Raw genomic sequence first — 25,880 nt, forward strand, 5'->3', positions numbered from 1 at the left:
GTTACAAATATAGCAAAAGATCAAAATAAAAACCCCGGATATTTTTCCGGGGTCTTATGGAGTAATCTTTTCAGAATATTTAACACTACAGTTATTTAACCGTCGATTTCAGTTCCTTTTTGTTACGCGTATCATAAACCAGGGCCGTTGCAATAAATACGGTTGAATAAACCCCTGATATCAGACCGAGCAGCAGCGCGAAGGCGAATCCCTGTACACTTTCACCGGTTACGAAGAAGATGATGGCTACTGTAATCAACACAGTGAGTGATGTGACGATGGTTCGGCTGAATGTATCGTTAATGGCCTTATTCATCAATTGGGCGTAATCCATTTTGGGATGAAGACCCCTGTATTCCCTGATGCGGTCGAAGATAACAACCGTGTCATTCACCGAATATCCGATGATCGTAAGGATTGCCGCCACGAAAGTCTGGTCGAGCTCCATGGAGAACGGCATGAATCCGTAAAGCAAGGAGAACATAGTGATCACAAAGAAGGCGTCATGTGCAAGTGAGGCCATAGCTCCCAATCCGAAGCTCCAGTTCCGGAACCTGAAACCGATATACAGGAACATAAAGAAGAGTGCGACAAACATGGCAATAATTGAATCCCGCTTGATATCGGCAGCGATGGTCGGCCCGACTTTTTGCATACCCTGGAGGTAATTATTCCGGAAGTCATCATAGCTTATATTGGGATCCATGAATGATTTAGAACCATCGTAAATCTTGCGTTCTATTTCATTCTCAACACCCGGGTCTTCTGAATCAATCTTATACTTTGTAGTAACACGCACTTTATTGTCTGAACCGTAAGTGATGACAGTCGGCCTGATGCCCAGTTCCTTTTCCATGGCGCCTGCCACTTCAAGATTGCTTACCGGTTTTTTGTATTCGATGATATAATTACGACCACCGGCAAAATCAACACCCTGGTCCAATCCGCGGGTAAACAAAGAAACGAGTCCAATTACAACCATTGTACCTGAAACAATATACCATGTTTTCCTGTGCCTGATATAATCCAGGTTGATATTCTTAAAGGCGCCCTGTGATAATTTGGTACTGAAAGTCATTTTATAACCTTTGTCCATCATAACCTCAAAAACGAGCCTGCTGATGAAAATAGCAGCAAACATGGAGGTAATGATACCTACAACCAGTGTTGTGGCAAAGCCTTTTACAGGACCGGTACCTCTGACAAACAGGATAATACCTGTGATCAGCGTGGTAAGGTTACCGTCGACGATTGCTGAAAGAGCATTTTTAAAACCGTCAGCTATTGCTATGCGGCCGCTCTTTCCGGAAGCGACCTCCTCGCGGATACGCTCATAAATCAGCACGTTCGCGTCAACCGACATACCGATGGTGAGCACAATACCGGCTATACCGGGGAGCGTGAGGGCAAGTCCCATTGAAGCAAGAACCCCGAAGAGGAAGAACATGTTCAGGAACAGTGCTATATCTGCAATCAAACCGGCACGGCGTGTATAGTAGAAAATCATGAATGAAAAGATCAGCACGAATGAGATAAGCAGTGAGTTGAGACCTGACTTGATGGATTCCTTACCAAGCGACGGCCCGATTACTTCTTCCTGGATGATCTTACAGGGTGCAGGCATAGTACCTGATTTCAGAAGGTTGGCAAGGTCACCTGCCTCCTGGGCTGTGAAATTACCTGTGATACGGGAGCTGCCGTTCGGAATTTCCTCGTTAACACGGGGATAAGAATAAACGTAGTTGTCCATTACAACAGCAATGATCTTACCCACGTTTTCACGCGTCATCCTTGCCCATGTTTTGGTCCCGTCAGCATCCATATCCATCGATACAAAAGCTTCTGCTGTATTCTGATCGAATTCATTCACGGCACGGTCAATCACGTCACCGGTGAGAGGAGCTCTGCCGTCACGGCTTGTTACCTTGATGGCATGTACCTGGTAATAATCGGTAGGTTTCTTTGTATTAGGATTTTCGATCGGCTTAGCGGACCAGAAATATTTGAAATCGCGGGGGAATAATCCGCGTTCCATGCCAAGGCGCAGGTATTGGTTAACCTTGGCCGTATCTTTATAATGAACCTGTCCGAAAACCGAACCGGGGATGAGTTCGTTGTTCTGCGTTACATAGGGTACAAGAACGCTGAAAAGAGGATTTTCCTTAAAGAAAGCATCCGAGGCTTTTGCGCTGTCAACGCCACCTTTAGCTGTTGAATCGGTGCTAAGCTGTTGAAGAAGGGATGGTGCACCTGCACTGGTATCTTTCTGGGCAGTTGCTGAAGTATTCTGAGCTGTAGCCTGAGCAGCGGCCGGTGTTGAGGCAGAAGATGTTTTTGCCGACTGGTTGATTTCACGAACCAGGTTATTCAATGACATCAGACCATTACGGATCTGACCATCGGTATTATCATAAGTTTCCCAGAATTCAAGTCGGGCAGCACCCTGCAATAATTTTCTCACCCTGTCTTTTTCTGACACGCCGGGTAATTCAACCAGAATGCGGTCGCCGTTCTGAAGGCGCTGAACATTGGGAGAAGTAACGCCAAAGTGGTCAATACGGGTTGTGATGATATTGAATGAATTGGCAATGGCCTTATCTGCCTCTTCCTGAACAAATTTAAGTACATCGGCATTAGATGTATTATAATTTACTTTTTCACGGAATTCAGCGGATGTGAATATGGCCGACAGTTTAGCATTGGGATCAATCTGTTCGAATGCCTTGCCGAAAAGAGCTACAAAGTTTTCGTTTGATCCGACCTGGTTCTTTTTAGCCAGGGCCAGAGCCTTGTTAAAAGTTGAGTCCTTGCTGTAATTAGCCATGGAACGGATTACATCCGACACATTCACTTCAAGCACAACGTTCATACCGCCCTGGAGGTCAAGACCGAGAGCAATCTCCCTTTCCTGGCACTCGCGGAAGGTATATTTCTTCATCCATAAAAAGTTGTAAACCGGCTCGCTGGCTATCGAATCAAGATAGTAATCAGCTTTTTTAAGGTCGACAACATTTGTATTTTTATCGCGTGCATAGGCTTTCGCGTCTTGTTTTACCTTGTAAGTCACCACAGTAAAGGATAACTGGTAAAGGCAAACTACTGCCAGCGCTATAGCCAATGTCCAAATGGCTCCTTTATTACGCATTTCTAGCTTTTTGTTAGTTTATAAAAGGTTTTTTTACAGTGCCGCAAATATATAAAAATTTCTGCATGGCAATACTTAAATTTAGTAGTTTAGAAGTTTAGAAGTTTAAGAGTTCGTCATTGCGAGGAGCCAGAAAAATTATTTGAGTTCCCGGAATTTAACTGCGACGAATCAATCTGCCAGCACTGGCACGACTTTACCAGGATATCTTTTTGATTTCTCACTTTGTCAGGCCCTTCCTGTTCGGGCAGATTGCTTCTGACCGCAGGAATCGGTCATCGCAATGACGATCTTTTGCGCATCCGGCATCTGTTTTTTTCCTACCTTTAAGCAACCTATTTACACCTTGTATCATCATAGTTTCAGTTATATAACCTAAATACTGACTTATGAAAAAATTCGCTACCCTTCTGATTGCATTGCTTGCAGGTATCGTATGCTTTGCACAACCCCCTGTTAAGGACACATTATATACATGCCGGAACGGATTCAATATCCTTCTCATTGAATCTTCACCCGACTTATACCGGTTTTTGCCGGTAAGAGATGACAGCCTTGGTCAATTTTTCTGGGATTTCGGCGACGGAACATATGCTTACGATATGAGTCCTTTGCACGCTTACAAAGTAACTGGCAACTATGTAATCAACTTTTATTATACCTCACCTGATGGGCAGTGCACTTCATGGGCCTCAGATACTCTTACTGCAACAGGATCTTCCAAATGCGATGCCTATTGGGTAGCATATCCGGCAGTCACCGTAAATAATTCAATAATTCCTGATTCGGGATTCTACTCAACTGGCAGTTATTTATTCGAAGACCTTTCTAAGGGACTTATCATATCGCGTAAATGGGATTTCGGGGACAGCACGTATTCCGAAGAACAAAATCCGGTTCATGTATATGCAAAAGCAGGAGTTTACAATGCCTGTCTTGTCATAACCACGGCCGACAGTTGTTCAAGTACCTGGTGCAGTGAAATCATTGTTGATTATCCGGGTTTCTGCTCACTGACAGGAACTGTAAAAGATTATTCAGGTCTCGATGGCTGCGGGCTTGTTATTGAACTCGATAACGGGGTAGTTCTTGAACCTGCTGAAATCGTTCCCAATTTTCTTTTGTATGACGGTGAACGGGTAAAGTTATCGTATACAGAATTAACTGACAGGGTAAGTATTTGCATGGCAGGTATAATTGCAAGGATTGATTGTATTACTGAAATACCCCGTGATACCTGCACAGCCGAATTCAGTTTTTATTCTCTCCCTTGGGTATCTTCCGTTCCCCCGATTTATCAGTTTGAGATGCTTACCAGCCATGAAAATGCTGAAGTAAGCTGGGATTTTGGTGATGGAACTGTTACAAATGAAATATCACCCATGCACAGGTTTCCCCATGATGGTTATTATAACGTATGCCTGACATTGAAGACTCCGGACTGCTATACAAGCAGTTGCCAGACGGCCTGGTTTGACGGCTATGATCCGGAACCCGGTTTATGTGAAGGCTTGATCCGGTTAAGCACGGATATTATTTTGAATGGGCAGCAGTGTAACGGTTCTGCCACTGCAACACTTGTTGATTCATACGGGAATGAAATGCAGGCAGCGGGATATTATTGGTCCACCGGTGAAGAAGGCCAGGTTATTTACAATCTTTGCCCGGGCTTAACCTATAATGTTGTTGTTACAGATACTACAGGATGTGCAGTGTCAGGTTCATTTTCATTCGGTGGTTCGGTTTCATATCCTGATTCACTTATTGGTTACTGGAACTACCAGCAGGACAACTTCGATTTCCTTTTTAACCTGCCGGTATATTCTGACAGTATATATTGTGAATGGGATTTCGGTGACGGAGAGAAAGCAGAAGGAGCATCAGTTGCCCATACATTTGATGAAGCCAGCAACTATATGGTAAACCTGAAAGTATATGACAATAATGGAAATGTACTGTATGATCAGAACATCCTAGTTTCAGCCGGACAGGCCATGGGAACAAACCATCATAATTCCGGCATGCCGGTAGTATACCCGGTTCCGGCGAACGACAGGCTTTTTATAACCTTACCGGGCCAGGATTTAAAAGCCGAAAAAATTGAAATACTTTCAGCCGGAGGTCAGACCATATTATATAACAGCATTTCACAGGAGAATAATACGGTTGAAATAAATGTATCCGATCTGAAGCCGGGATTTTACCTTGGGAGGATAATTTATCCTAAAGCAAATTCGCAGACATTCCGGTTTACGAAATAGGCTGATAGTCTGTTAGTCTGTTAGCAAATCTTCTTAAATCATAAATCGGTGTTCTATGTTCGGTGTTTTTGTAAGCAATAAAACACCGAACAAGGAACACCGATTTAAGAATATCGAAGTTTTTTATCTTTGCAGGAAACTTCTGCTATGCTCGCTATTGGCCGATCCGTTATCAGTATAGATGTGGTGACATCCCGTTTTTCGTGCGATCTGGATGCATGCAAGGGCGCATGCTGTGTAAGCGGTGATTCGGGCGCTCCCCTTGAATCCGATGAAGTTAAAATACTTGAAGACATCTATCCATCGGTTAAATACTATCTGAGTGCTGAATCTGTCAGAACGATTGAACAATACGGCACATCGGTAATTGATATAGAAGGCGACACCGTTACACCCCTGAATGATGGCAAAGAATGTTCTTACGTTGTTTTTGAAAACGGAATTGCCTTTTGTGCTATTGAAAAGGCCTTTAAGGACGGCGTAATCTCATTTCAGAAACCCGTATCGTGCCACTTATACCCTGTGAGAATTAAAAAACACCGCCATATTGATGCAGTAAACTATGACAGGTGGGAAATCTGTAAGCCGGCCATTGAAAAAGGGAATAAATCTGACACTCCCGTTTACCTTTTTACCCGAGCTGCTCTTGAAAGAAAATATGGAATTGAATGGTTCCAAAAATTAGTGGCTGAAGCAAAAAATTTAAGCATCAGTCGGGAAGAATAAGGGATTTTTATCACTTTCTTTTGTTTTTTTTATCCGCAAAGGCCTCAGAAAAGCCATGTTATACCTGTTTTTTTCAGTTTTATCCTTAATAATTCATTTTTGAATTTTCGAAATTTACATTTTGTTTGAAAAGATCTTTTTCGGTCTTATTTTTAAATTCATACCCCCTTCATTTTTTATTAAAATCACTTTTTTTCATTTTTTTATATTTTTTTCTTACTTTTTTTGGGGGTATAAGAATATTTTTTGTATTTTTGTCGCATAATACTAAAACACTAAACAATGTCCACAATTCGATTTACCTCTCTCGCCGCTGCTTTTAGCAGAGATATGAAACCGTACGCAAAGCCTAAAGAACCGATATCGGAATATTTTGGCTCCAATGTGTTTGACAGGAAAAAAATGAAAAAATACCTGTCGACAGAAGCTTATGAGCATGTTCATGAAGCCATTGAAAAGGGCACTAAGATCGATCGCAAGATTGCTGACCAGATCGCGTCAGGCATGAAAGCCTGGGCTGTTGAAATGGGAGCCACACATTACACCCACTGGTTTCAGCCATTAACTGAAGGAACCGCTGAAAAGCATGATGCTTTTATCGATTTCACTGAAAACGGTGATGTAATCGAATCGTTTTCAGGGAAACTCCTGGCACAGCAGGAACCGGATGCATCAAGTTTCCCCAGCGGCGGTATTCGTAACACTTTCGAAGCAAGAGGATATACAGCATGGGATCCTTCCTCCCCGGCATTCATTTTAGGTTCCACACTGAGTATACCTACAATATTCGTTTCTTATACGGGCGAAGCACTTGATAATAAAACACCTCTTCTTAAGGCACTGCATGCTGTTGATAAGGCAGCTGTGGATGTTTGCCAGTATTTTGATAAAGATGTTACAAAAGTGGTGGCCACCCTTGGTGTTGAGCAGGAATACTTCCTCATTGATGAAGCTCTTTATAATGCCCGTCCAGATATTGTTTTAACCGGCCGCTCACTTATGGGACATGCTTCGGCAAAGGATCAGCAGCTCGAAGACCACTATTTCGGATCAATTCCTGAAAGAGTGACTTCTTTTATTGACGAGCTTGAAACCGAAGCTTTCAAGCTTGGTATACCCATTAAGACAAGGCATGATGAAGTGGCACCCAACCAGTTTGAATGCGCACCGATTTTCGAGGAGTGCAACCTGGCAGTGGACCATAACGTGCTTTTGATGGACCTGATGAGGCGTATCGGCCGTCATCACAAGCTTGCTGTACTTCATCACGAAAAACCCTTTAACCACATCAACGGTTCGGGAAAACATGCTAACTGGGCGCTGGCAACCAATACCGGTATAAACCTTTTCTCACCCGGTAAGAACCCGAAGACAAACCTGCAATTCCTCACTTTCCTTGTAAATACGCTAAAAGCTGTTTATAAACATGCCGACCTCTTGCGCGCCAGCGTTGCCACTCCCGGAAACGCACACCGCCTTGGAGCTAACGAGGCACCTCCGGCTATTATTTCCGCTTTCATTGGCAAACAGCTCACCGATATGCTGAACCGTATCGAGAAGAAAGTGACAAATGAAAAGATGACGCCCGATGAAAAAATAGAACTCAAGCTCAGCGTAATCAAGGTTCCTTCGATTTTACTGGATAATACCGACAGAAACCGTACATCACCTTTTGCTTTCACCGGTAATAAATTTGAATTCAGGGCAGTTGGTTCATCAGCAAATCCTGCAGTTGCAATGACAGCTCTTAACAGTGCCGTCGCGCAGCAGTTGATTGAATTCAAAACCGAAGTGGATAAGCTTATAGAAAAGGACGTAAAGAAAGATGAGGCCATTTTCCAGGTTCTGAGACAGTATATTACCGATTCAAAACCGATCCGTTTTGAAGGAAATAACTACAGCGAAGACTGGAAGAAAGAAGCTAAAAAACGCGGTCTGAATAACATTACAAATACAGTTGAAGCTCTTGATGCATATCTGACTCCGAAATCGAAAAAGCTGTTTACTGACCTTGATGTAATGACAGAGCGTGAAAATGAAGCCCGCACATTTGTAAGGTGGGATAATTACACAAAGAGGGTGCAGATTGAAGCCAGGGTTATGGGCGACCTCGTGATGAATCATATAGTTCCTGTTGCTATCCGCTATCAGAGTGAACTTATCGAAAATGTAAAGGGCCTCAAGGAAATATTCGGCGAAAAAGAATTCAAGGAACTTGCCGGTGCAAGGCTCGAGCTGATCCGCACCATTTCGGGACATGTCAGTTACATTAAATCGAAAGTAAACGAAATGATTGAAGCCCGTAAGGTGGCCAACAAGATTGAGGATGAACGTGAAAAGGCAATGGCATATTCAACCCAGATATTCTGTTACCTTGACGATATCCGGTATCATGTGGATAAGCTTGAGCTTATCGTGGACGACCAGTATTGGCCGCTTCCCAAATACAGAGAATTGCTTTTCTCAAGATAGTCTAGTGTTATTGTTAGGTTTGAAGTGGACAAAAGCCGGTGTTATACCGGCTTTTGTTTTTATGTAAAGCGCTATTTACCTGTGCATATCTTCTTTTTACTATATTTGTTCATTATACTAATTTTGCATACGAAGCATTGTTTTTTTTCGTTTATCCGTTAAAACACAGGAATACAATGAAAGCGTTTACATACTTGCTGCTGATCTGTATTATTATCACTGCTTTTAGCCGTCACGTTGAAGGCCAGAGTAAAAAAACAGAAAAAGCCTATACAACATTTGAAGCAGGGGAATATTATGCAGCAATAGACCAGTTTAAGGAAGCCTATCAGAAAACATCAGATAAAAAGGAGAAATTAAACATTGCCTTTTATATTGCCGAATGCTACCGCAAAACCGATAATGCGCCCCAGGCTGCTTTGTGGTATGGCAAGGTGATCGCCAAAGATTATGACAATCCTCTTTCGATCCTGTACTATGCCGATGCACTAAGAATGAACCAGAATTACGAAGAAGCAAAGGCTCAGTACCAGCATTATAAAGAGCTTGTACCTGACGACCCGAGGGCATCTGACGGCATCCTCTCCTGTGATTTCTCCCTGCAGTGGATTGATCAGCCAACAGGGTACCAGGTAGAAGAGCAAAAGTTCATCAATTCGAAATTCAGCGACTACAGCCCCTCCTACTCCCGTGGCGACTATTCCGAAGTATTCTTCACATCTTCCCGTGACGAAACTACGGGCAATTCGGAACATGGAGGCACAGGACAGGAATTTGCCGATATTTTCTTTTCCACCATGGACAAAAAGGGCAAATGGAGTACCCCGGTTCCCCTGCCTGAACCGGTCAACACAGAGGCAGAAGAAGGCACTCCTGTTTTTTCGTCGGATTACAATACCATGTATTTCACCCGATGCAATGTGAGCAAACGTAAGGCACTCGGGTGTGAGATTTACACGGCCACACGCAGTGGCGATAAATGGTCGGATATTGAATCACTTGGAATTGAACCGGACAGCATTGTAGTGGCTCATCCTGCCATTTCGCCTGACAATAATACGCTATACTTTGTTTCTGATATGGATGGCAGTATGAAAACACCTGAAGGCACAAACAGCAAGGATATCTGGATGACAACCCGTGAGGGTAAAGGATGGAGTGCACCGGTTAACCTGGGAACGCCTATAAATACGCCTGGAGATGAAGTTTTTCCGTTTGTCCATTCCGACGGCACTCTTTATTTTTCATCGGACGGGCACATTGGCATGGGCGGACTTGATATTTTCAAAGCTGTAAAAGGTGAGAACGGTCAATGGCAGGTTGAGAACATGAAGTACCCTATTAATTCGGCTGCAGATGATTTCGGTATTGTGTTTGAAAAGGATAAGGAAAGCGGGTATTTTTCATCGTCCCGTAAAGGAAAAACTTCCGATGATATCTATTCCTTTATGCTACCTCCGCTTAAATTCACTATCACAGGCGTTGTGAAAAATGAAAAGACAGATGAGATTATCCCTGAAGCTGTTATCAAATCCATTGGCAGTGATGGTATCACTCTTGACACTAAAGCGGGGAAAGACGGAGTTTTCAAATTCAACCTCAAACCGGGAACTGACTATGTGTTCATTGCTGAAAAACCCGGCTTCCTGAAAGGAAAAGAACGTGAATCAACCAAAGGTGTTGCCAAGAGCACGGATTTTAAAACAGAAATTTACATGGCATCCACAGAAACGGCCATCCAGGTGGAAAATATCTTTTTCGATCTTGACAAGGCAGAGTTGAGACCAGAGTCGATGGTTTCTCTCGACAAGCTGGTTGAAACGCTGAACGATAACCCTACTATCGTAATTGAACTTGGGTCACATACCGATGCCCGTGCTTCGGATGCCTATAACCTCGATCTGTCGCGCCGCAGGGCTGAATCAGTTGTGAATTATCTCATCCAGAAAGGAATTGCAAGAGACCGACTGGTGGCCAAAGGCTATGGCGAATCACAACCAAAGATAGTGGATAAAAAGGACCATGCTGCTTACGCCTTCCTGCCGGTAGGAACCCGGTTAACCGAAGAATTCATCAACAGCCTGGGCGATGATGACCGCATGGAAATGGCACATTTTCTCAATCGCCGGACGGAGTTTAAAGTCCTTAGAACTGATTACAAATGAGGTTTGAAGTTTGAAGTTTGAGGTTTGAACATATCGTCATTGCGAACCCCGGTTCCTGCGGGGTGAAGCAATCTGCCCGCACAGGCAGAGCGTAGTTTGGGTTTGAACTTATCGTCATTGCGAACCCCGATTTCTGCGGGGTGAAGCAATCTGCCCGCATAGGCAGAGCATAGTTAGAAGTTTAAAAGTTTAGATTATGAGAAAGACTTCATTCATACTGGTATTGATTGTTATACTGGTTACGGTATTTGTCGGGTCATGCGAGCCGGTGAAAGACATAAGCGATATACCTGTTGTGAAATTTAAGAAATTTGATGGACCGTACCGGATAGTAAATGGTACAGTTACCTATATCGGTGCCACTCTTGTTTTTTCTTTCTCCGATGGTAATTCTGATTTTGGGGTGGATATGACCACCCATCCGGCCGATACTAATAATTTCTATATGATCCCTTTTCAAAAGCTGAATGGAAGCTATGATTCAGTGGATGCTGAAATTTACGGACGGAAATACATGATTAAAAAGGCGGACAAACTCGACCGTGACGGTGAGCCTATTCAGGGAGAAATAAGTGTGGACATCCAGTACCTGATTCTGCCTCCCTTTGACACCATGAAATATGAATTTTATATAACAGACAGGGCCGGGAATAAGAGCAATGTGGAGAGCACGGGGGATATTGGGTTTTGAATAAGAAGCAAAAGCCGTCATTGCGAGGAGCGTGATATACTTTTGATTATAGGATAATCTGACGCGACGAAGCAATCTGCCGGAACAGGCAGAGCGCAACCAAGAGAAAAAAATATAATTTCGATATTATCTTAATTAGGCTCTTCCTGTGCAGGCAGATTGCTTCGTCGCGATACAAATTACTATAATCATTAATTTTCACGCTCCTCGCAATGACGAACCCCTAAACCGCTATTCTACTTCTCCCTCATAAAAATCTGCACCGGCACACCGGTAAAGGTAAAGTTTTGTCTCAGTTTGTTCTCCAGGTAGCGCTTGTAAGGATCCTTTACGTATTTGGGGAAATTGCAGAAAAATGCAAATGCAGGGGCATGAGTCGGCAACTGGGTTACATATTTGATTTTAACATATTTCCCCTTAACTGCCGGAGGCGGGTAATCTTCAATGGCCTTTAGCATTACCTCGTTCAATTGTGATGTAGGTATTTTGCGAATCCTGTTTTGATAAACCTCCATGGCTGTATCAATTACCTTATGGATCCGCTGCTTATTCAAAGCGGAAATAAACAACACAGGTAAATCCCTGAAGGGCGCAATACGGTCAAGGATTTCCTTTTCGTAATCGCGGGCTGTGTTTGTTGATTTTTCAAGCGCATCCCATTTATTGATGAGTAAAACAATACCCTTGTTATTCCGTTGAATGATGCTAAGAATGGCCAGGTCCTGTGCCTGTAAACCTTCAACTGCATCGATCATGAGCAGAGATACATCAGAATACTCAATTGTACGGATAGATCTCATGACCGAATAAAACTCAATATTCTCGGTTACCTTTCCTTTTTTACGGATACCGGCAGTGTCGACAAGGAAAAAATCGTGATTGTATTTATTGTAACGGGTATAAATCGAATCGCGTGTAGTTCCGGCAATCGGAGTCACTATATGCCTGTCCTCTCCCATTAGCGCATTAATCAGCGTAGATTTGCCTACGTTGGGTCTACCCACGACAGCAAACCGGGGCAGATCGGGTAGTTCACCTACAGGTTCACCGGTGAAGGATTTTACCACATCATCAAGCAGGTCGCCTGTTCCGCTTCCGTTCATGGATGAAATCTTATACAGATCACCAAGGCCAAGCGAATAAAACACATCGGCTTCATATTGCTGCATTGTATTATCAACCTTATTCACAACCACCATGGCTTTCTTTGAACTTTTCCTCAGGAGCGCAGCAACCGTTTTATCCATATCGGTTATTCCGTCTCTCACATCCACTACAAACAGCATTACATCAGCTTCATCAATAGCAAGCAACACCTGCTTGCGGATTTCCTCCTCGAAAACATCATCCGATCCTTCCACGTATCCGCCGGTGTCAATTACCGAAAAATCGACACCGTTCCACACCGATTTACCATAATGCCTGTCGCGCGTAACGCCGCTTGATTCGTGCACAATGGCCTCCCTGCTTTCCGTAAGCCGGTTAAACAACGTGGATTTGCCGACATTCGGCCTTCCTACTATAGCAACAATATTCCCCATTTAATAGTATTAAAACTCGTAATCGATTGCAGCACGGGTTTGCCTTACATTACCAATATATTCCGCAACCTTCATATGATCCGGGTTCCTAAGGTAGGAATCCAGGTCTGCCCAGGAGTCGAATTCAGTTAAAAGAACAACGTCAAAATTATCGCCTGAAGCGCTGGGCGAATTAAAACCCACTTCAAGACGCCTGATCACCGGTATATATTCCCTGAGTTCAAGAAGCCTGGCTTTCATTTCAGCCATGCGCTCAAATTTCATTCTTGGTGTTTCACCCTCCTTTACTGTCCACATTACAATATGCCTGATCATGATAAAAAATTTCACAAATGTAATTAATATCCGAACCTTTTCAGTGCTTTGTCATTATTCCGCCAATCAGGCACTACCTTCACCTGTAAACCCAAGAAAACCCTTTTGCCAAGGAACTTCTCTATGTCAAGCCTGGCCCGGGTTCCGACCTTTTTCAATGATTCTCCACGGTGTCCTATTACAATTCCTTTCTGAGAATCACGCAACACGTTAATGATGGCGTTTATCCTTATGATATCGTCGCCCTCTTTGAACGAATCAATTACAACTTCACATGAATAGGGAATTTCCTTCTGGTAGGTCAGGAATATTTTCTCGCGTATAATTTCTGAAACAAAGAACCGCTCGGGCCTGTCGGTAAGTGAATCGTCAGGATAGTAAACCGGTCCTTCGGGAAGTTTCTGAAGGATTGTATCAAACAATAAGGCTGTGTTCTTCTTATAAAGTGCTGAAATGACAATAACCATAGCATCAGGAAGCAGCTGCTTCCATTCATTTTCAAGAGTTGCAATAGCATCCTCTTTGGCCAGGTCGCTTTTATTAATGGCGACAATCACCGGTGTCCGTGTTTTTTTCAGTTTATTGATGAATTCTTCATGCTTGTCACGGGTTTCAACCACATCCGTTACATAAAGAATTACATCGGCATCGGTAATGGCGGTTCTTACAAACCGCATCATGTTTTCATGGAGTTTGTACACCGGTTTTACAATTCCGGGCGTATCCGAGAATACAATCTGGAAATCTTCGCCATTCACAATACCCATGATCCGGTGACGGGTTGTCTGCGCTTTGGAAGTGATAATTGAAAGTTTCTCCCCTACCAGCTCGTTCATGAGCGTTGACTTCCCGACATTGGGATTTCCTATTATATTGATAAAACCTGATTTAAACATAGTATGTGGTGATTCACAGGTTAAACTGGAGGCTTAATTTAAAGGCAAAGTTATCAATTGTTTTCGGATACATATAAGGACCATACCGGTAGAAAACTCCGAGACCGTATTTGAACACCTGGATGCGGAAAAGATTATTGATCAGCAATCCGCCTTCAAAATATCCCTTCTCCATGGTTTTAAATGTAATATTTTTATGAGGTTCTTTGTTTACCAGACTTCCGAAACCAAGATTATGAACAAGCGCTATTTCAGGTTGAAATTTTCCTTTGGGTTTGAAAAGAAGCTTACCCAGGTCCTGTTTAAGAAACAATCCAAAAAAACGGTCAGAAAGAAATTCATTGAAACGCATGGTGCCGAAGGATTGTTCGGTTTCGAGGGTAAAAGGCCTGTAACTGCCTCTTCCGGCATATAATTTCGAATAAGGTACATTGCCACTTACCATTCCGGCAATCACAGCAGCATGGGTATTCCCGGCAAGCCGCGATTTGAATACCTTCGTCACTTTCACTTCAGTTCTCCAATAATCGAATTCACCCCCCAGTACTCTCATTCCGTGTCCAATATTAAAATAGAGAATTGGATAATTCGTTCCCATTGAAAACTTATTTCCCCTGGGCGACTTCATGAAAGTTTCTTTATAAGCATATTTAAGCCGTATACCCGTTTCGGTAAGGTAGAACCGTGTGAGCATGATATCCGGATTTTCATCACTGATGCTGAAGGCATAGTCATTTGAAGGAGTCAGGTCACTGTTCGTCAGGTATCCCTGGACTTTAAGGTATTTAATTGCCCTGAAACCTGCTGAAATTTCTTTCTCCCTGGTTTCATCCATTACACTTACCATATAGTCCCTGATAAAAGAGGATCCTGATAACGTCCATGTTTCATTGAACCGGATTCCGCCTGATTCACGAACATCATTCCGGTAAAGTAAGGTCATATCCACCTCATGCTCCGGCCAAAGATTAAATGTCAGGTATCCGCTGTACTTCAATGCTTTGTCCTTTAAACCATAAGCCAGGTAACCGCCCGCTGTAAGCCATTTAATAAGGCGGGGTGTTGTACGGCCGCCGGCACCAAGCCGCAGACCTTCAAACGGGTTATAGTCGATGAACCTGCGAATATCGAAATTCCAGTATTTCCCGGGTAAATATCCTGTAAGCAGGGTTTCAAGCGAAAGCATAGTCCGATCCAAATGTTCGGCTTTTCCCAGGCTGTCGATTACACGGTATGTCTCACGTTCACGGCTTGAAAGCGAATCGGTCCTGTACTTCTCCCATACGCTTTCGGGCTGTTTGTGTGCATCATCATTCACCTGCAGTTGGATATCGGAGAATTGTGATGCATCGAGCTGCGGGTTGAAATCAATATTTACAATATAGCTTTTCCCGGTGCCGACAAGGTTTACAGGGGCATTGTATCCGAATCGGGCCGGATTGATACGCACCGTCGAACTCAGTAAAACAGGGAACCACCGCAATCCGTTAACCAGTTCATATTGCTGCTGTATAGATACCATAAAGGGTCTGTCGCCCTGTTCGCTGGCTTCTGCAATCACGTTCTGAACGGCATAGCCGTGACTATTGATATACAACACTCCTTTAAGTCCTTCAAAGTTCTTCCCTTTTGCCGGCCGGAATGAAATAACAAAAACGGTATCTGCCCTATCGGTAAAAAGAGTATCCTGGATCAGGAAAAAGTATTTTTCAGTGCTTCCCGGGGCGATCGGGTTTAGAAACTGCCTGTCGGCAATGGTGATCAGGTTATCGTAAAATGAAAACGACTGAAATTGTCTTGCCATAACCATAAACGTGGGCTGAGAAATGCCGGAGACTTTGGATGCGATTACCTCTTCTTTATTTTTATCGGGAGACAGGAACTTTCGGTTGACAACCGATTCCATCATAAACAGGTATTGTTTTTCAAGAAACCGCCGTACATCAATACGGCCTTTACCATCCATCCCGTATTTCAGGGTGTCGTCGTAAAGATCAGCATGATCGGTTGAATCAGCGTTTTTTACAAGCGTAGTGTCCGATTCGAGTCCAAATATCACTTTGTCATAGGACACATAAGAAAACGGGCCTGATTTTTCAGGATTATTTTTATTCCTGTTTTCAGTGGCAAGTTTGATAATCCTGTGTGCCGGATTAATCCCGGGATAGACAACAACCTCCCTGATAAACGTAGGATCAGGGCTCAACCGGATGACCTGGTTCGGGCCAAAATCTTCAGGATGGAGGATCACCTTGTCCTTGTATCCCAGGTATTTTAACCGCAATGACCTGATTTTGGCCGAAACCGGTATCCTGAATATACCATCGAGATTGGTTACCACACCCTGCCCTGTTTCATTATAGAACACAGTGACAAAGGCCAAAGGCTCAAAGCTTGTACTGTCGATTACCTTACCCGAAATATATCCAGTTTGCGCATATGATCCTGAGGAAATAAGGATCGCGATAATCAACAGCCATTTCTGCTTCATTCGGTCATTTTACCAGTTCGTGAATTTCACGGATCATTTTTGATGACAGGGAATCTGCTTTTTCAGGAGTGGTGCTTTCGCTGATAACCCTGATAATGGGCTCTGTGTTCGACTTACGTAAATGCACCCATTCCCTGTCGAAATCAATACGGATGCCGTCACGGTCATTAACCGGGAATTCTTTGTATTTCTCCCTGACGGCGCCAATCAGTGAATCGACATTAACACCCGGATTAAGCTCAATTTTATTCTTGCTGTTAAAATAATCGGGGAAAGTTTTGCGGAGCTCTGAACATTTCATGCCCGATTTGGCGAGGTGTGAAAGGAAAAGTACAATTCCCACAAGCGCATCGCGCCCGTAATGCAGGTCGGGGTAGATTATACCTCCGTTACCTTCGCCACCGATAACGGCATTTGTTTTTTTCATTTCTTCCACCACATTCACTTCTCCTACCGGGGCTGCGGTGTATTTGCCGCCATATTTTGTGGTAACATCCGCAAGTGCCCTTGTTGAAGAAAGATTCGATACCGTATTTCCGGGATTGTTTTTTAAAATATAATCTGCAACTGCAACGAGGGTATACTCCTCGCCAAACATCGATCCGTCTTCATTAACAATTACAAGACGGTCGACATCAGGATCCACAACAAACCCTGCATCGGCTTTATGTTCTGCAACGGCTTTTGCAATATCGCCCAGGTGCTGTGGCAAAGGCTCAGGGTTATGGGGAAATATACCGGTTGGTTCACAATACAGTTCTACCACTTCAACTCCCAGCTTCCGGAACAGTTCAGGTAATATGATACCGCCTACTGAATTCACGCAATCGATAACCACTTTAAATCCGGCCTTTTTAATGGCCTCCGTATCGGCATATTTCATGCGGGTTACCGCTTCGATATGGATATCGTCCATCTTGTCGAACCGGCTGATCTTCCCAAGTTTATCATACGTTATATATTCTGTTTTTTCAGAAGCGGCGATAGTCAGAATTTCAGCTCCGTCAGATGCTGAAAGGAATTCGCCTTTTGAATTCAGCAGTTTCAGCGCATTCCATTGTGCCGGGTTATGGCTCGCCGTTAAAATAATGCCGCCATCAGCTTTAAAGTGAGTGACGCCTATTTCAACAGTTGGTGTGGTGGCAAATCCAAGATCAATGACATTTATACCCATGCCCATCAGGGTGCCTGCAACCAGTGAAGCGACCATTTCTCCTGATACACGGGCATCGCGACCCACAACAACGGAATATTCATCCTTTTTAATTTTCTGTTTTAACTGCAGGCCATAAGCCGATGTAAATCGAACCACATCAATGGGTGTCAGCGAATCGCCGGGCATTCCGCCAATAGTTCCGCGAATGCCGGAAATGGATTTAATCAGGGTCATACTTTGTTTTTTAAATTAAATAACTGAGACGGTAGTTAAATTTCGTAATTTTAACACTCCAAAAATAAGAAACAATAGCACATGGCGGTTGTAAGAACTCAAAGAAAAACAAGGCCCACGGGTGATAAAAAAGCACCGCGTTCATCATCCGCAAAACGGAGCTCCCGGCCTTCAGGCGACAAACAGGGACCGCGGTCTTCAGCTGATAAACGGGTATCACGGTCTTCGGCAGATAAACGCGCACCACGGTCTTCAGCAGATAAACGCGGACCGCGCATGTCAACAGATAAAGACAATAAAAGAACCCGCGTTCTAGCCCGTAAGAGTTCCGGAAGGAAACTGCCTGCATCCAAACACGACGGGAAAGAACTTCCAAAAACAGGTCACGAGAGCGATCTGATCAGGCTGAACAAGTACCTTGCAAGCTCAGGCATATGTTCACGACGGGAAGCGGATGAGTTCATCACGGCAGGTTTGGTATCCGTTAACGGGAAACTGGTGACCGAACTTGGTATGAAGATAAGTCCGGGTGACGTGGTAAAATACAATGGCGAGACCCTGCGCGAAGAGAGGAAAGTATACATCGTGCTAAATAAACCGAAAGATTATGTGACAACGGTTGAAGACCCGCATGCCAAAAAAACGGTACTCGACCTGGTTAAAGGTGCCTGCAAAGAGCGTATTTATCCTGTAGGCAGGCTCGACAGAAACACGACCGGTGTTCTGTTGCTTACAAACGATGGAGAACTCACCAAAAGACTGACTCACCCTAAATTTGAGAAGCTTAAAATATATCATGTGTTCCTGAATAAGAATATCCGGCCAGCGGACATGGAGAAGATATCCACGGGAATCAATCTTGAAGACGGGCTCATTAAGGCCGATAATGTCAGTTATGCCGACCCTGTTGATAAAACACAGGTGGGCATTGAAATTCATTCGGGACGAAATCACATCGTGCGCCGCATATTTGAACATCTTGGATATGAAGTAGTCAAACTCGACAGGGTTTATTTTGCCGGGCTGACAAAGAAAAACCTCCACCGTGGAGAATGGAGGTTCCTGAATGAGAAAGAAATCTCTATGTTAAAAATGAATGCCTATAAGTAATGTGTCAATATGCCAATGTGCCAATTAAATCTTCTCCCTCATTGGCACATTAGCACATTAACTCATTAGCACATTAACTCTACTTCTTTGAAAGTGGTTTAACTTTGCCGGTTGATGCTGATTTTGATGCGGCTGACGGTCTGCTTGCAGCAGATGCGGTTACCGGGTGACTATGTTCTCTCTCAAATTTGCCATCCTTGTCATAGAAAAGACTCATTTCTTTCTGGCCTTCTTTGCCGATCACTTCATAACTGATGACATTTTTTGTATCAATCTTAAAAGCCTCCTGGGCTGTAAATCCCTTGTGATTGTTTGCCATATTTTCAGAAATTGCTTTTGGCAGATCAGAGATTTTAACTGCTGTCCGGGTTTGTGCATTCACTGCGATCACACCAAGGATCATAACGGTCAACAAAACTAATTTTTTCATATCGAATTTTTTAATTGGTTTTACGATCCGAAATTATGTCCCGATTCTGTAGAGATTCTGTAGATCAGTGGTGTTTAACAGATTTTAACGATTTCGTTAAAAGAAAATAGTGACCGTATGGAAAGGTGCTTCGAACCTATATTCAATCTTCAAATTGTAGAAATCAATAACCTTCTTAACAATAGACAAGCCGAGTCCGGCTGATTCTGAGCTCTGATCCGCTTTCCGGAAGCGCTGAAACAGAAATTCAGTGCGTGTCTGCGGATCCGGTCCGGTGTTTCGTATCATGAACCTGTCGTGATGTATTGAAATCTCAATACTTCCATTTTCGAAATTATGTTTAATGGCATTGCCCAGAAGATTGGTGAACAGGAACCCGGCAAGATCCTCATTCATACTGATATTGGCCTCTTCGTGTTGATCAATGCTCACTTCAAGCTTTTTTGACTCAATGAAATCACTGAACTGTTCAATTAACTGATGAATCTTTTGGTTGAGATTAATCTTGCCGGCAACCGGGTACTGATTGTTGTCAATTTTCGACATCAGGGTTATTGCCTGGTTAATTCGGGAAATTTTAGATACCGATTGGTTGATGGCATAGAGTTCTGAAGCCAGCTTATCCGTTATGGCCTTAGATTGCAGCAGCTGGTCAATTTTCACGCGAATGACCGAAACTGGTGTTTGAATTTCATGAGAGACATTCTCGGTGACTTCTTTAAGATTCTGATAATCCGACCTGATTTTGCGGGTCAGGCTTTCCAGCACATCGTTAAGCTGAGCAAACTCATGAATTTGTGTTGCCACCGGTTCAAACCGGCTTTCCGTTTTGATATCAAACTGACGGATATTACTTAATATGTGGTAAAAATCACTCCATGTGTTTTTCGAAATAGAATAGACTGCGATAATGAGAATCAGCAGTAATACAGCAAGCACGGTAAGAATGATCGTAAATATTTCATAAACCAAATCCTTTTCTTCCTGGATCGACTGTGACGTTTTAATTATAAAACCCCTGCCATCGGGTGTATTGCCTGCATATTTCAAAAAACGGTATTCCGTCATACCTTCATGAACCGAGTCGGTTATCATGCTGTCAATAAAGTTCAGTGATGGGCTCAGCCTGTGTTTATATACCGAAACTTCAATCTCATGGTTAAAAATTGATGAAAAATCAGGCAGGCTGTCAGTCTGGAATATCTCTTCTTCAATGATTTGTTTTTCTGTCAGTAGCGTATTAGAAACCTGTTTCAAAATGCTGTAGCGGATTGAAGTATACAATACGATTCCCATTATGCTGAAAAGCACAAAAGCTGCAATTGAATAAAAAATCAGGGCTCTGTAAAGAAGTTTCATTCAGTTATGACTTTATATATTTGTAGCCAATGCCGTAAATGCTTACTATGTTGTCGGTACCGCCGTTCTCAGTTATTTTCCGGCGTATATTCTTGATGTGGGAATAGATAAAGTCGTAATCATACGTGAAATCAGCCACATCACCCCAAATATGATCGGCTATGGATTCTTTTGTAAGCACCCTGTTTTTGTTTGAAACAAGAAACAACAACAGGTCAAATTCCTTTCTTGTAAGTTCAATTTCTTTATCCAATACAAAAACCTGGAAATTTTCAGGAATTATTTTCAGATCATCAATCGTAATTACTTTGAGTCCCTGCGACTTTCTCCGCCGCAACAACGATTTAATTCTTGAATTAAGTTCTGCCAGGTGAAATGGTTTTGAGAGGTAGTCATCAGCACCCAGGTCAAGTCCTGCCACGCGGTCGTTCAGAGAGTTCTTTGCTGTAATGATGATGATGCCTGAATCGTCATTCCTTTCTTTTACCTTGTTTATCAGGTTGAGTCCGTTTCCGTCGGGCAATGTAATATCAAGGAGCAGGCAATCATAGAGGCAACCGGCAATATGTTTGTCGGCTTCCCTGTAATTCTGAGCCCTGTCGACAGAATAGCCTTCTTTTACAAGGAAATGAATGATAGATCGGGCCAGTTCAGGTTCGTCTTCAACCAATAAGATTTTCATCACATCGTTAACAAAACAATGTGCTAAATAACTTTAATCACCTGAAATAAAAAACACAAGAAAAATTAAATCTTTATACCCATGAAGAGTACGTCATCCACCTGGTCAAAATTCTCTTTCCAAAGGTTGAATGTGTTTTTCACATGAACGCACTGGTCGTCCATGCTTTTTGTGTGTATATCCTGCAGCAGGTTTTTGAGCCGTACCATTTTGAACTTTTTACCCATAGGACCGCCAAACTGATCGGAGTAGCCGTCAGAAAACATGTATATCAGGTCGCCCTTGCTGAGTTGCAGCCCTTCGTCTTCAAACAGGTTATCGGTTTTATCGTAATGTCCGCCTACTGAATTGCGGCTTCCTTTTACAAAGATTTCTTCGCCGTCTTTGTAAATGATCATAGGGCGCATAGCGGATGCAAAGCGCACATAATGCGTTTTCAGATCTATTTCGCAAACAATGATATCCATGCCGTCGCCTGGTTTTGTGCCGTCGTCAAGGTTCTGGTTAAGTGTATTTCTCAATTCGCAATCAAGAACCTGCAATACCTTTGACGGAGAATTACCGGATTCACGGTTACAAATATCTTTTATGAGTGTGGATCCGATCATTGACATAAATGCGCCCGGAACGCCATGACCGGTTGAGTCAGCACATACAATGACGAATTTATTGTCATTTACCTTATCAAACCAGTAAAAATCGCCACTCACGATATCACGTGGACTGTAGAAGACAAAACTACCTGAAAAATGCTGCTGAAGTCTTTTTACAGGGGGCAGCATACTGGTTTGAATACGCTTGGCGTAATTGATGCTGTCCGTTATATCGCGGTTCTTGATTTCAATTTCTTCCTTTTGCTCAACCACTTCTTTTGTACGGGCAGTAAGCTCCGTCTCGAGGTATTCCTGTAATTGCTTCTGTTTCCTTTCCCTGTACTTAATGATCAGGTAAACTACAGCCACAAGGAATGCAATAACAAGCAGGATAAACCACCATGTCTTCCATAAGGGAGGCAAAACCCTGATATGAATGGTAACCGGTATGGCCTGACTTAATCCGGCTCCATTGTATGATCTCACATAGAATGTATAATCACCGTCCTCGATTCTCGGGTAAGAAACGAATGATTGAGAAGTAACGTCCGACCATTCAAGGTCATACCCGTCAAGTTTATACTGGTAGCGCACTCCCTGGGGATCACTGTAATTCAACCCTATAAATTCGATCCTCATCCTGTAGAGTTTATACGGCAGGACGATGTCCTGGCTGAAATCATATGGTTTATCGTAAATAAGCAGACTTACAATATTGGTGAACGGGGGAAGAGGTTTCCTGTTGTCTTTTGAAGGATCATAACTGACCAATCCGGCTGTCGTTCCGAAAAATACCGTACCGGACCTGTCACGGAAAACTGAATTTGTATTGCAGTCGCCTGACATGCCCACATGCTGGTCATAAACACTTACAAGCAGGTTGTTCACATTGATGCGGCTGAGCCCCATCCGGTGACCCACCCATACACTTCCTTTACCGTCGGATACAATGCTGTAGCAGAAATCGGCTTTAAGACCGTTCTGAACCATGAACTGGTATACTGAATCGTCTTTGAAAAGCAATGCCCCGTCTCCATATGTTGCTGCCCATATGTTTCCATTTTCATCCTCGGTGAGCGATTTAAACTCAATTTCACTTCCGGTAGGATACAGGTTGTTTACCGTGCCGTCTTCCTTAATTTCATAAATGCCGTTTGTTTTGGTTGCAAAAAGGAGCCGGTTGTTATTATCCAGCATCACATCCTCGATGTTATTGTGTGGCATGCTGTTGGTGGTGGTATAATGAGCCTGTTCAACAAGGTCCCTTCCGAACTGGTATATACCGTCTTTTGTTCCCAGGTAAACATGTTGTGAACTGATGGCTATTGAACTTACCCATAAACCCATGGAATACGCGTCGTAATTAACCTTACGCACGGTTTCACCGGCTGTATTCATCACAAACAAACCTTCAGTCTCAGTACCAATGTACAAATCCTTTCCATCTATAGCCAGAGCCGTAACCTTAACCGCGGGAATGCTTTTTATCCTGACCGGCTGTTTGTCTTTCTGCAAATTAAATCGGAACAGTCCGGCAGGACCGCCTGCATAATACAAGCCATTGTCAGCTGCGATGACCGATTGCAGATCATTCTCCAGTCCGGGGACATCCATGGGAATGAACGACATTGGCTGGCTTGTAAGCATACTCAGACCGTCGCCATAAAGGGCTACCCAGATATTTCCCTCCAGGTCCTGGAATACTTTGCGGGCCGAATTACCGGCGAGCCCGGATTCTTTATTGTAATGCGTTATAACGGCAAAATTCCCTTTGCCGTCAGGCTGTGAAAGCCTGAAAACGCCGTTGCGCTGGGAGCTGATCCAGAGATTTTTGTCTTCATCCTCAAAAACCGACTGCACTCTTTCGCTTTCGAGCTTAAATGAAGCACCTGTCTGTAAAAGAGTATATTTTTCACCATCTACGGCAAGTCGGAAAACACCTTTATCTTCAGTGGCGATCCAGAAAATATTTTTTGAAACGGAAGGTTCAATATCCTGGATTCGCGTTAAATCAAGTTCAGGAACAACAACCTTAACAGATATTTTTGTTCCGGCATTATCTACAGAGCATATCGACATGCCATCCATAGTGCCGAGTAACAGGATGTTTCCTTTGGCATAAATGGCATTGATCATCATATCCGAAATCCCTTCAATTTTTTTGCCTTTGCCTGTTTTTCTGTCAACGGCAAACAGCCCGCTGCTCTGGGTTGAAACAATAACAGGCCCGTTATCCAATTCCGTTATGGAGGTAATGGCTCCGACTGATTCACCAAGATTGACGGAAGTGAATTTGATACCGTTGTAACTCACCAGGTCACCGCTCTGGTAACCAAACCAAAGAATTTCGTCGCTGTCTTTGAAACTTACCGAAGCTACCTGCATGGACAGGGAATCTTCTGCGTTTTCGGCATTAAACACAAAGCCGTTGAACCGGTTAAGGCCCTGGCCTGTGCCGGCCCAGATAAATCCTCTTTTATCCTGGTTTATGGTATATACAAAAGGATAAGAAATTCCTTCGGTTATACCATAATTAATGATCCTGTATTCCTGTGAACGAACATTTGCCCCTGAAAACAGCAGGATTATGAGCAAAAAAGCAGGAATGATTTTTTGAAACATACTGTATTATTTTTTGGGTGTAGCAGGATGGACACCGATGCCGGAAACATATTTAGGTACTCCACCGATTGGGATTACATAGAAAGGCAACAATTCACCGTACTGGTTGCGGACATTAACCACCACGTTATTATTTCTTACAGGCGGGCTTTTTCTCTTTATAAACTGAATATCAAGTGATGAGTTTTTTTCCTCTTCATAAATACCGAATTCATAATTAACCCATTCATTTTCGCCTGAAGCTTTGCTGATCTGGCCCTTACGCGCCCTTGAAACAATACGGATCAATCCGTCAGAATCCCAGTCGAAATTCGATAATTCAACTGAAATGGTTTTATCATCCACATACGGATAAATATGGGAAACTTCTGCAGGATCATCATGCATGCGGAATGAATACTCATAGGCAAAGGCATTTGCGCCCTCAACAGGCCTGTTCTCATCGATTTTGGTTGAAAGATAGTATCGGTAAAGGTTTCCGTCGTCTCCTGAAAGGCCGTCGCAGATCACTTTGAAAATATACCCTGCGAACTTATCCACATACTCGCCTTCAGAAGGGTTGAACGGACCGAAAGTGTACCATTTGTTGTCGTACTCAGGCTGGTTTCCGAATGTTTTAGAAGCAAGCAGGACTCCGCTTTTGTATTTTCCGGTCGGCTGGGTATTCCTGGCATCTTCGCTTGAATAGGAATCTTTTCCGCCATACACCGAATACATCATTTTTGAGTCGAATACACCGTTCAGCTCATCTGTAGTGCCGCTCACATCAGGATCATAAACCCGGATATAAATGGGCTGATTGAAATTTTTGGGTATCAGGAAAAAGAAAGTCTGCGAAAAATCATCATCGCCCCAGGAGGTTCCGGCTTTGGGACCGAATGTCATCAGGTAGGGTATGTTTTCATCACCGGCAGGCACGGGTTGAGATTTCAATCCGGTGAATAATCCAAGAAAAACGATACTTAATAGAAGATACTTCATAGGTAGAAAT

At 43.3% G+C, this 25,880-nt stretch carries 18 protein-coding genes; 6 read left to right on the plus strand and 12 right to left on the minus strand.

Annotated features, from left to right (window positions below; genetic code table 11):
- Nucleotides 1-91: 91 nt before the first annotated feature.
- On the minus strand, nucleotides 92-3,145 hold the full coding sequence (secDF, locus tag VK179_04770; protein HLO58030.1) for a protein translocase subunit SecDF: 3,054 nt from the start codon (nucleotides 3,143-3,145) through the stop codon (nucleotides 92-94).
- A 389-nt stretch (nucleotides 3,146-3,534) separates the two neighbouring features.
- On the opposite strand from secDF, the gene VK179_04775 reads away from it, so the two are divergent.
- From VK179_04775 to VK179_04795, 5 genes are all read left to right on the plus strand, one after another.
- Nucleotides 3,535-5,406, plus strand: a complete 1,872-nt coding sequence (locus tag VK179_04775) for a PKD domain-containing protein (GenBank protein HLO58031.1) — start codon at nucleotides 3,535-3,537, stop codon at nucleotides 5,404-5,406.
- Nucleotides 5,407-5,535: 129 nt separating this feature from the next.
- On the plus strand, nucleotides 5,536-6,132 hold the full coding sequence (locus VK179_04780; protein ID HLO58032.1) for a DUF3109 family protein: 597 nt from the start codon (nucleotides 5,536-5,538) through the stop codon (nucleotides 6,130-6,132).
- A 282-nt stretch (nucleotides 6,133-6,414) separates the two neighbouring features.
- Nucleotides 6,415-8,604 (plus strand): glutamine synthetase III, encoded by a 2,190-nt coding sequence (locus tag VK179_04785; GenBank protein ID HLO58033.1) that lies wholly within the window; start codon nucleotides 6,415-6,417, stop codon nucleotides 8,602-8,604.
- A 176-nt stretch (nucleotides 8,605-8,780) separates the two neighbouring features.
- Nucleotides 8,781-10,769, plus strand: coding sequence for an OmpA family protein (locus tag VK179_04790; GenBank protein ID HLO58034.1), 1,989 nt, complete (start codon nucleotides 8,781-8,783; stop codon nucleotides 10,767-10,769).
- A gap of 196 nt (nucleotides 10,770-10,965) precedes the next feature.
- Nucleotides 10,966-11,460, plus strand: coding sequence for a hypothetical protein (locus VK179_04795; protein HLO58035.1), 495 nt, complete (start codon nucleotides 10,966-10,968; stop codon nucleotides 11,458-11,460).
- Nucleotides 11,461-11,696: 236 nt separating this feature from the next.
- On the opposite strand, the gene der is transcribed toward VK179_04795, so the two are convergent.
- The 6 genes from der to VK179_04825 all read right to left on the minus strand — a co-directional run bounded on the left by der (nucleotide 11,697) and on the right by VK179_04825 (nucleotide 18,371).
- Nucleotides 11,697-13,001: a ribosome biogenesis GTPase Der gene (der, locus tag VK179_04800; GenBank protein ID HLO58036.1), complete on the minus strand. Its 1,305-nt coding sequence runs from the start codon at nucleotides 12,999-13,001 to the stop codon at nucleotides 11,697-11,699.
- A 9-nt stretch (nucleotides 13,002-13,010) separates the two neighbouring features.
- Nucleotides 13,011-13,316, minus strand: a complete 306-nt coding sequence (locus VK179_04805; GenBank protein HLO58037.1) for a Dabb family protein — start codon at nucleotides 13,314-13,316, stop codon at nucleotides 13,011-13,013.
- Between the two features lie 23 nt (nucleotides 13,317-13,339).
- Nucleotides 13,340-14,212, minus strand: coding sequence for a GTPase Era (gene era, locus VK179_04810; GenBank protein HLO58038.1), 873 nt, complete (start codon nucleotides 14,210-14,212; stop codon nucleotides 13,340-13,342).
- A gap of 13 nt (nucleotides 14,213-14,225) precedes the next feature.
- Nucleotides 14,226-16,703, minus strand: a complete 2,478-nt coding sequence (locus VK179_04815; GenBank protein HLO58039.1) for a DUF5686 family protein — start codon at nucleotides 16,701-16,703, stop codon at nucleotides 14,226-14,228.
- A 4-nt stretch (nucleotides 16,704-16,707) separates the two neighbouring features.
- Nucleotides 16,708-18,093, minus strand: a complete 1,386-nt coding sequence (glmM, locus tag VK179_04820; GenBank protein HLO58040.1) for a phosphoglucosamine mutase — start codon at nucleotides 18,091-18,093, stop codon at nucleotides 16,708-16,710.
- Nucleotides 18,094-18,191: 98 nt separating this feature from the next.
- Nucleotides 18,192-18,371 carry a hypothetical protein gene (locus tag VK179_04825; GenBank protein HLO58041.1) on the minus strand — a complete coding sequence of 60 codons (180 nt, stop codon included), beginning with the start codon at nucleotides 18,369-18,371 and terminating at the stop codon, nucleotides 18,192-18,194.
- On the opposite strand from VK179_04825, the gene VK179_04830 reads away from it, so the two are divergent.
- Nucleotides 18,370-19,203, plus strand: coding sequence for a pseudouridine synthase (locus tag VK179_04830; protein ID HLO58042.1), 834 nt, complete (start codon nucleotides 18,370-18,372; stop codon nucleotides 19,201-19,203). The genes VK179_04825 and VK179_04830 overlap by 2 nt on opposite strands.
- A gap of 79 nt (nucleotides 19,204-19,282) precedes the next feature.
- Here the strand turns inward: VK179_04830 and VK179_04835 are convergent, their stop codons facing one another.
- From VK179_04835 to VK179_04855, 5 genes are all read right to left on the minus strand, one after another.
- Nucleotides 19,283-19,633, minus strand: coding sequence for a hypothetical protein (locus VK179_04835; GenBank protein ID HLO58043.1), 351 nt, complete (start codon nucleotides 19,631-19,633; stop codon nucleotides 19,283-19,285).
- A 96-nt stretch (nucleotides 19,634-19,729) separates the two neighbouring features.
- Nucleotides 19,730-20,992 carry a HAMP domain-containing sensor histidine kinase gene (locus tag VK179_04840; GenBank protein HLO58044.1) on the minus strand — a complete coding sequence of 421 codons (1,263 nt, stop codon included), beginning with the start codon at nucleotides 20,990-20,992 and terminating at the stop codon, nucleotides 19,730-19,732.
- Nucleotides 20,993-20,996: 4 nt separating this feature from the next.
- Nucleotides 20,997-21,674, minus strand: a complete 678-nt coding sequence (locus VK179_04845) for a response regulator transcription factor (GenBank protein HLO58045.1) — start codon at nucleotides 21,672-21,674, stop codon at nucleotides 20,997-20,999.
- A gap of 65 nt (nucleotides 21,675-21,739) precedes the next feature.
- Entirely contained in the window at nucleotides 21,740-24,889 is a 3,150-nt protein-coding gene (locus VK179_04850; GenBank protein HLO58046.1) for a SpoIIE family protein phosphatase, read from the minus strand.
- Between the two features lie 6 nt (nucleotides 24,890-24,895).
- Complete coding sequence (locus tag VK179_04855; protein ID HLO58047.1) at nucleotides 24,896-25,870, minus strand: hypothetical protein; 975 nt, start codon at nucleotides 25,868-25,870, stop codon at nucleotides 24,896-24,898.
- Nucleotides 25,871-25,880: the final 10 nt, after the last annotated feature.

This window comes from Bacteroidales bacterium, from assembly GCA_035299085.1.
In the GTDB taxonomy this organism is placed as follows: domain Bacteria; phylum Bacteroidota; class Bacteroidia; order Bacteroidales; family UBA10428; genus UBA5072.

Coding starts and splice junctions, on each gene's coding strand:
- secDF (HLO58030.1), bottom strand. CDS start 3,145: ATGCGTAATAAAGGAGCCATTTGGACATTGGCTATAGCGCTGGCAGTA.
- VK179_04775 (HLO58031.1), top strand. CDS start 3,535: ATGAAAAAATTCGCTACCCTTCTGATTGCATTGCTTGCAGGTATCGTA.
- VK179_04785 (HLO58033.1), top strand. CDS start 6,415: ATGTCCACAATTCGATTTACCTCTCTCGCCGCTGCTTTTAGCAGAGAT.
- VK179_04790 (HLO58034.1), top strand. CDS start 8,781: ATGAAAGCGTTTACATACTTGCTGCTGATCTGTATTATTATCACTGCT.
- VK179_04795 (HLO58035.1), top strand. CDS start 10,966: ATGAGAAAGACTTCATTCATACTGGTATTGATTGTTATACTGGTTACG.
- der (HLO58036.1), bottom strand. CDS start 13,001: ATGGGGAATATTGTTGCTATAGTAGGAAGGCCGAATGTCGGCAAATCC.
- VK179_04805 (HLO58037.1), bottom strand. CDS start 13,316: ATGATCAGGCATATTGTAATGTGGACAGTAAAGGAGGGTGAAACACCA.
- era (HLO58038.1), bottom strand. CDS start 14,212: ATGTTTAAATCAGGTTTTATCAATATAATAGGAAATCCCAATGTCGGG.
- VK179_04815 (HLO58039.1), bottom strand. CDS start 16,703: ATGAAGCAGAAATGGCTGTTGATTATCGCGATCCTTATTTCCTCAGGA.
- glmM (HLO58040.1), bottom strand. CDS start 18,093: ATGACCCTGATTAAATCCATTTCCGGCATTCGCGGAACTATTGGCGGA.
- VK179_04830 (HLO58042.1), top strand. CDS start 18,370: ATGTCAACAGATAAAGACAATAAAAGAACCCGCGTTCTAGCCCGTAAG.
- VK179_04825 (HLO58041.1), bottom strand. CDS start 18,371: ATGCGCGGTCCGCGTTTATCTGCTGAAGACCGTGGTGCGCGTTTATCT.
- VK179_04835 (HLO58043.1), bottom strand. CDS start 19,633: ATGAAAAAATTAGTTTTGTTGACCGTTATGATCCTTGGTGTGATCGCA.
- VK179_04840 (HLO58044.1), bottom strand. CDS start 20,992: ATGAAACTTCTTTACAGAGCCCTGATTTTTTATTCAATTGCAGCTTTT.
- VK179_04845 (HLO58045.1), bottom strand. CDS start 21,674: ATGAAAATCTTATTGGTTGAAGACGAACCTGAACTGGCCCGATCTATC.
- VK179_04850 (HLO58046.1), bottom strand. CDS start 24,889: ATGTTTCAAAAAATCATTCCTGCTTTTTTGCTCATAATCCTGCTGTTT.
- VK179_04855 (HLO58047.1), bottom strand. CDS start 25,870: ATGAAGTATCTTCTATTAAGTATCGTTTTTCTTGGATTATTCACCGGA.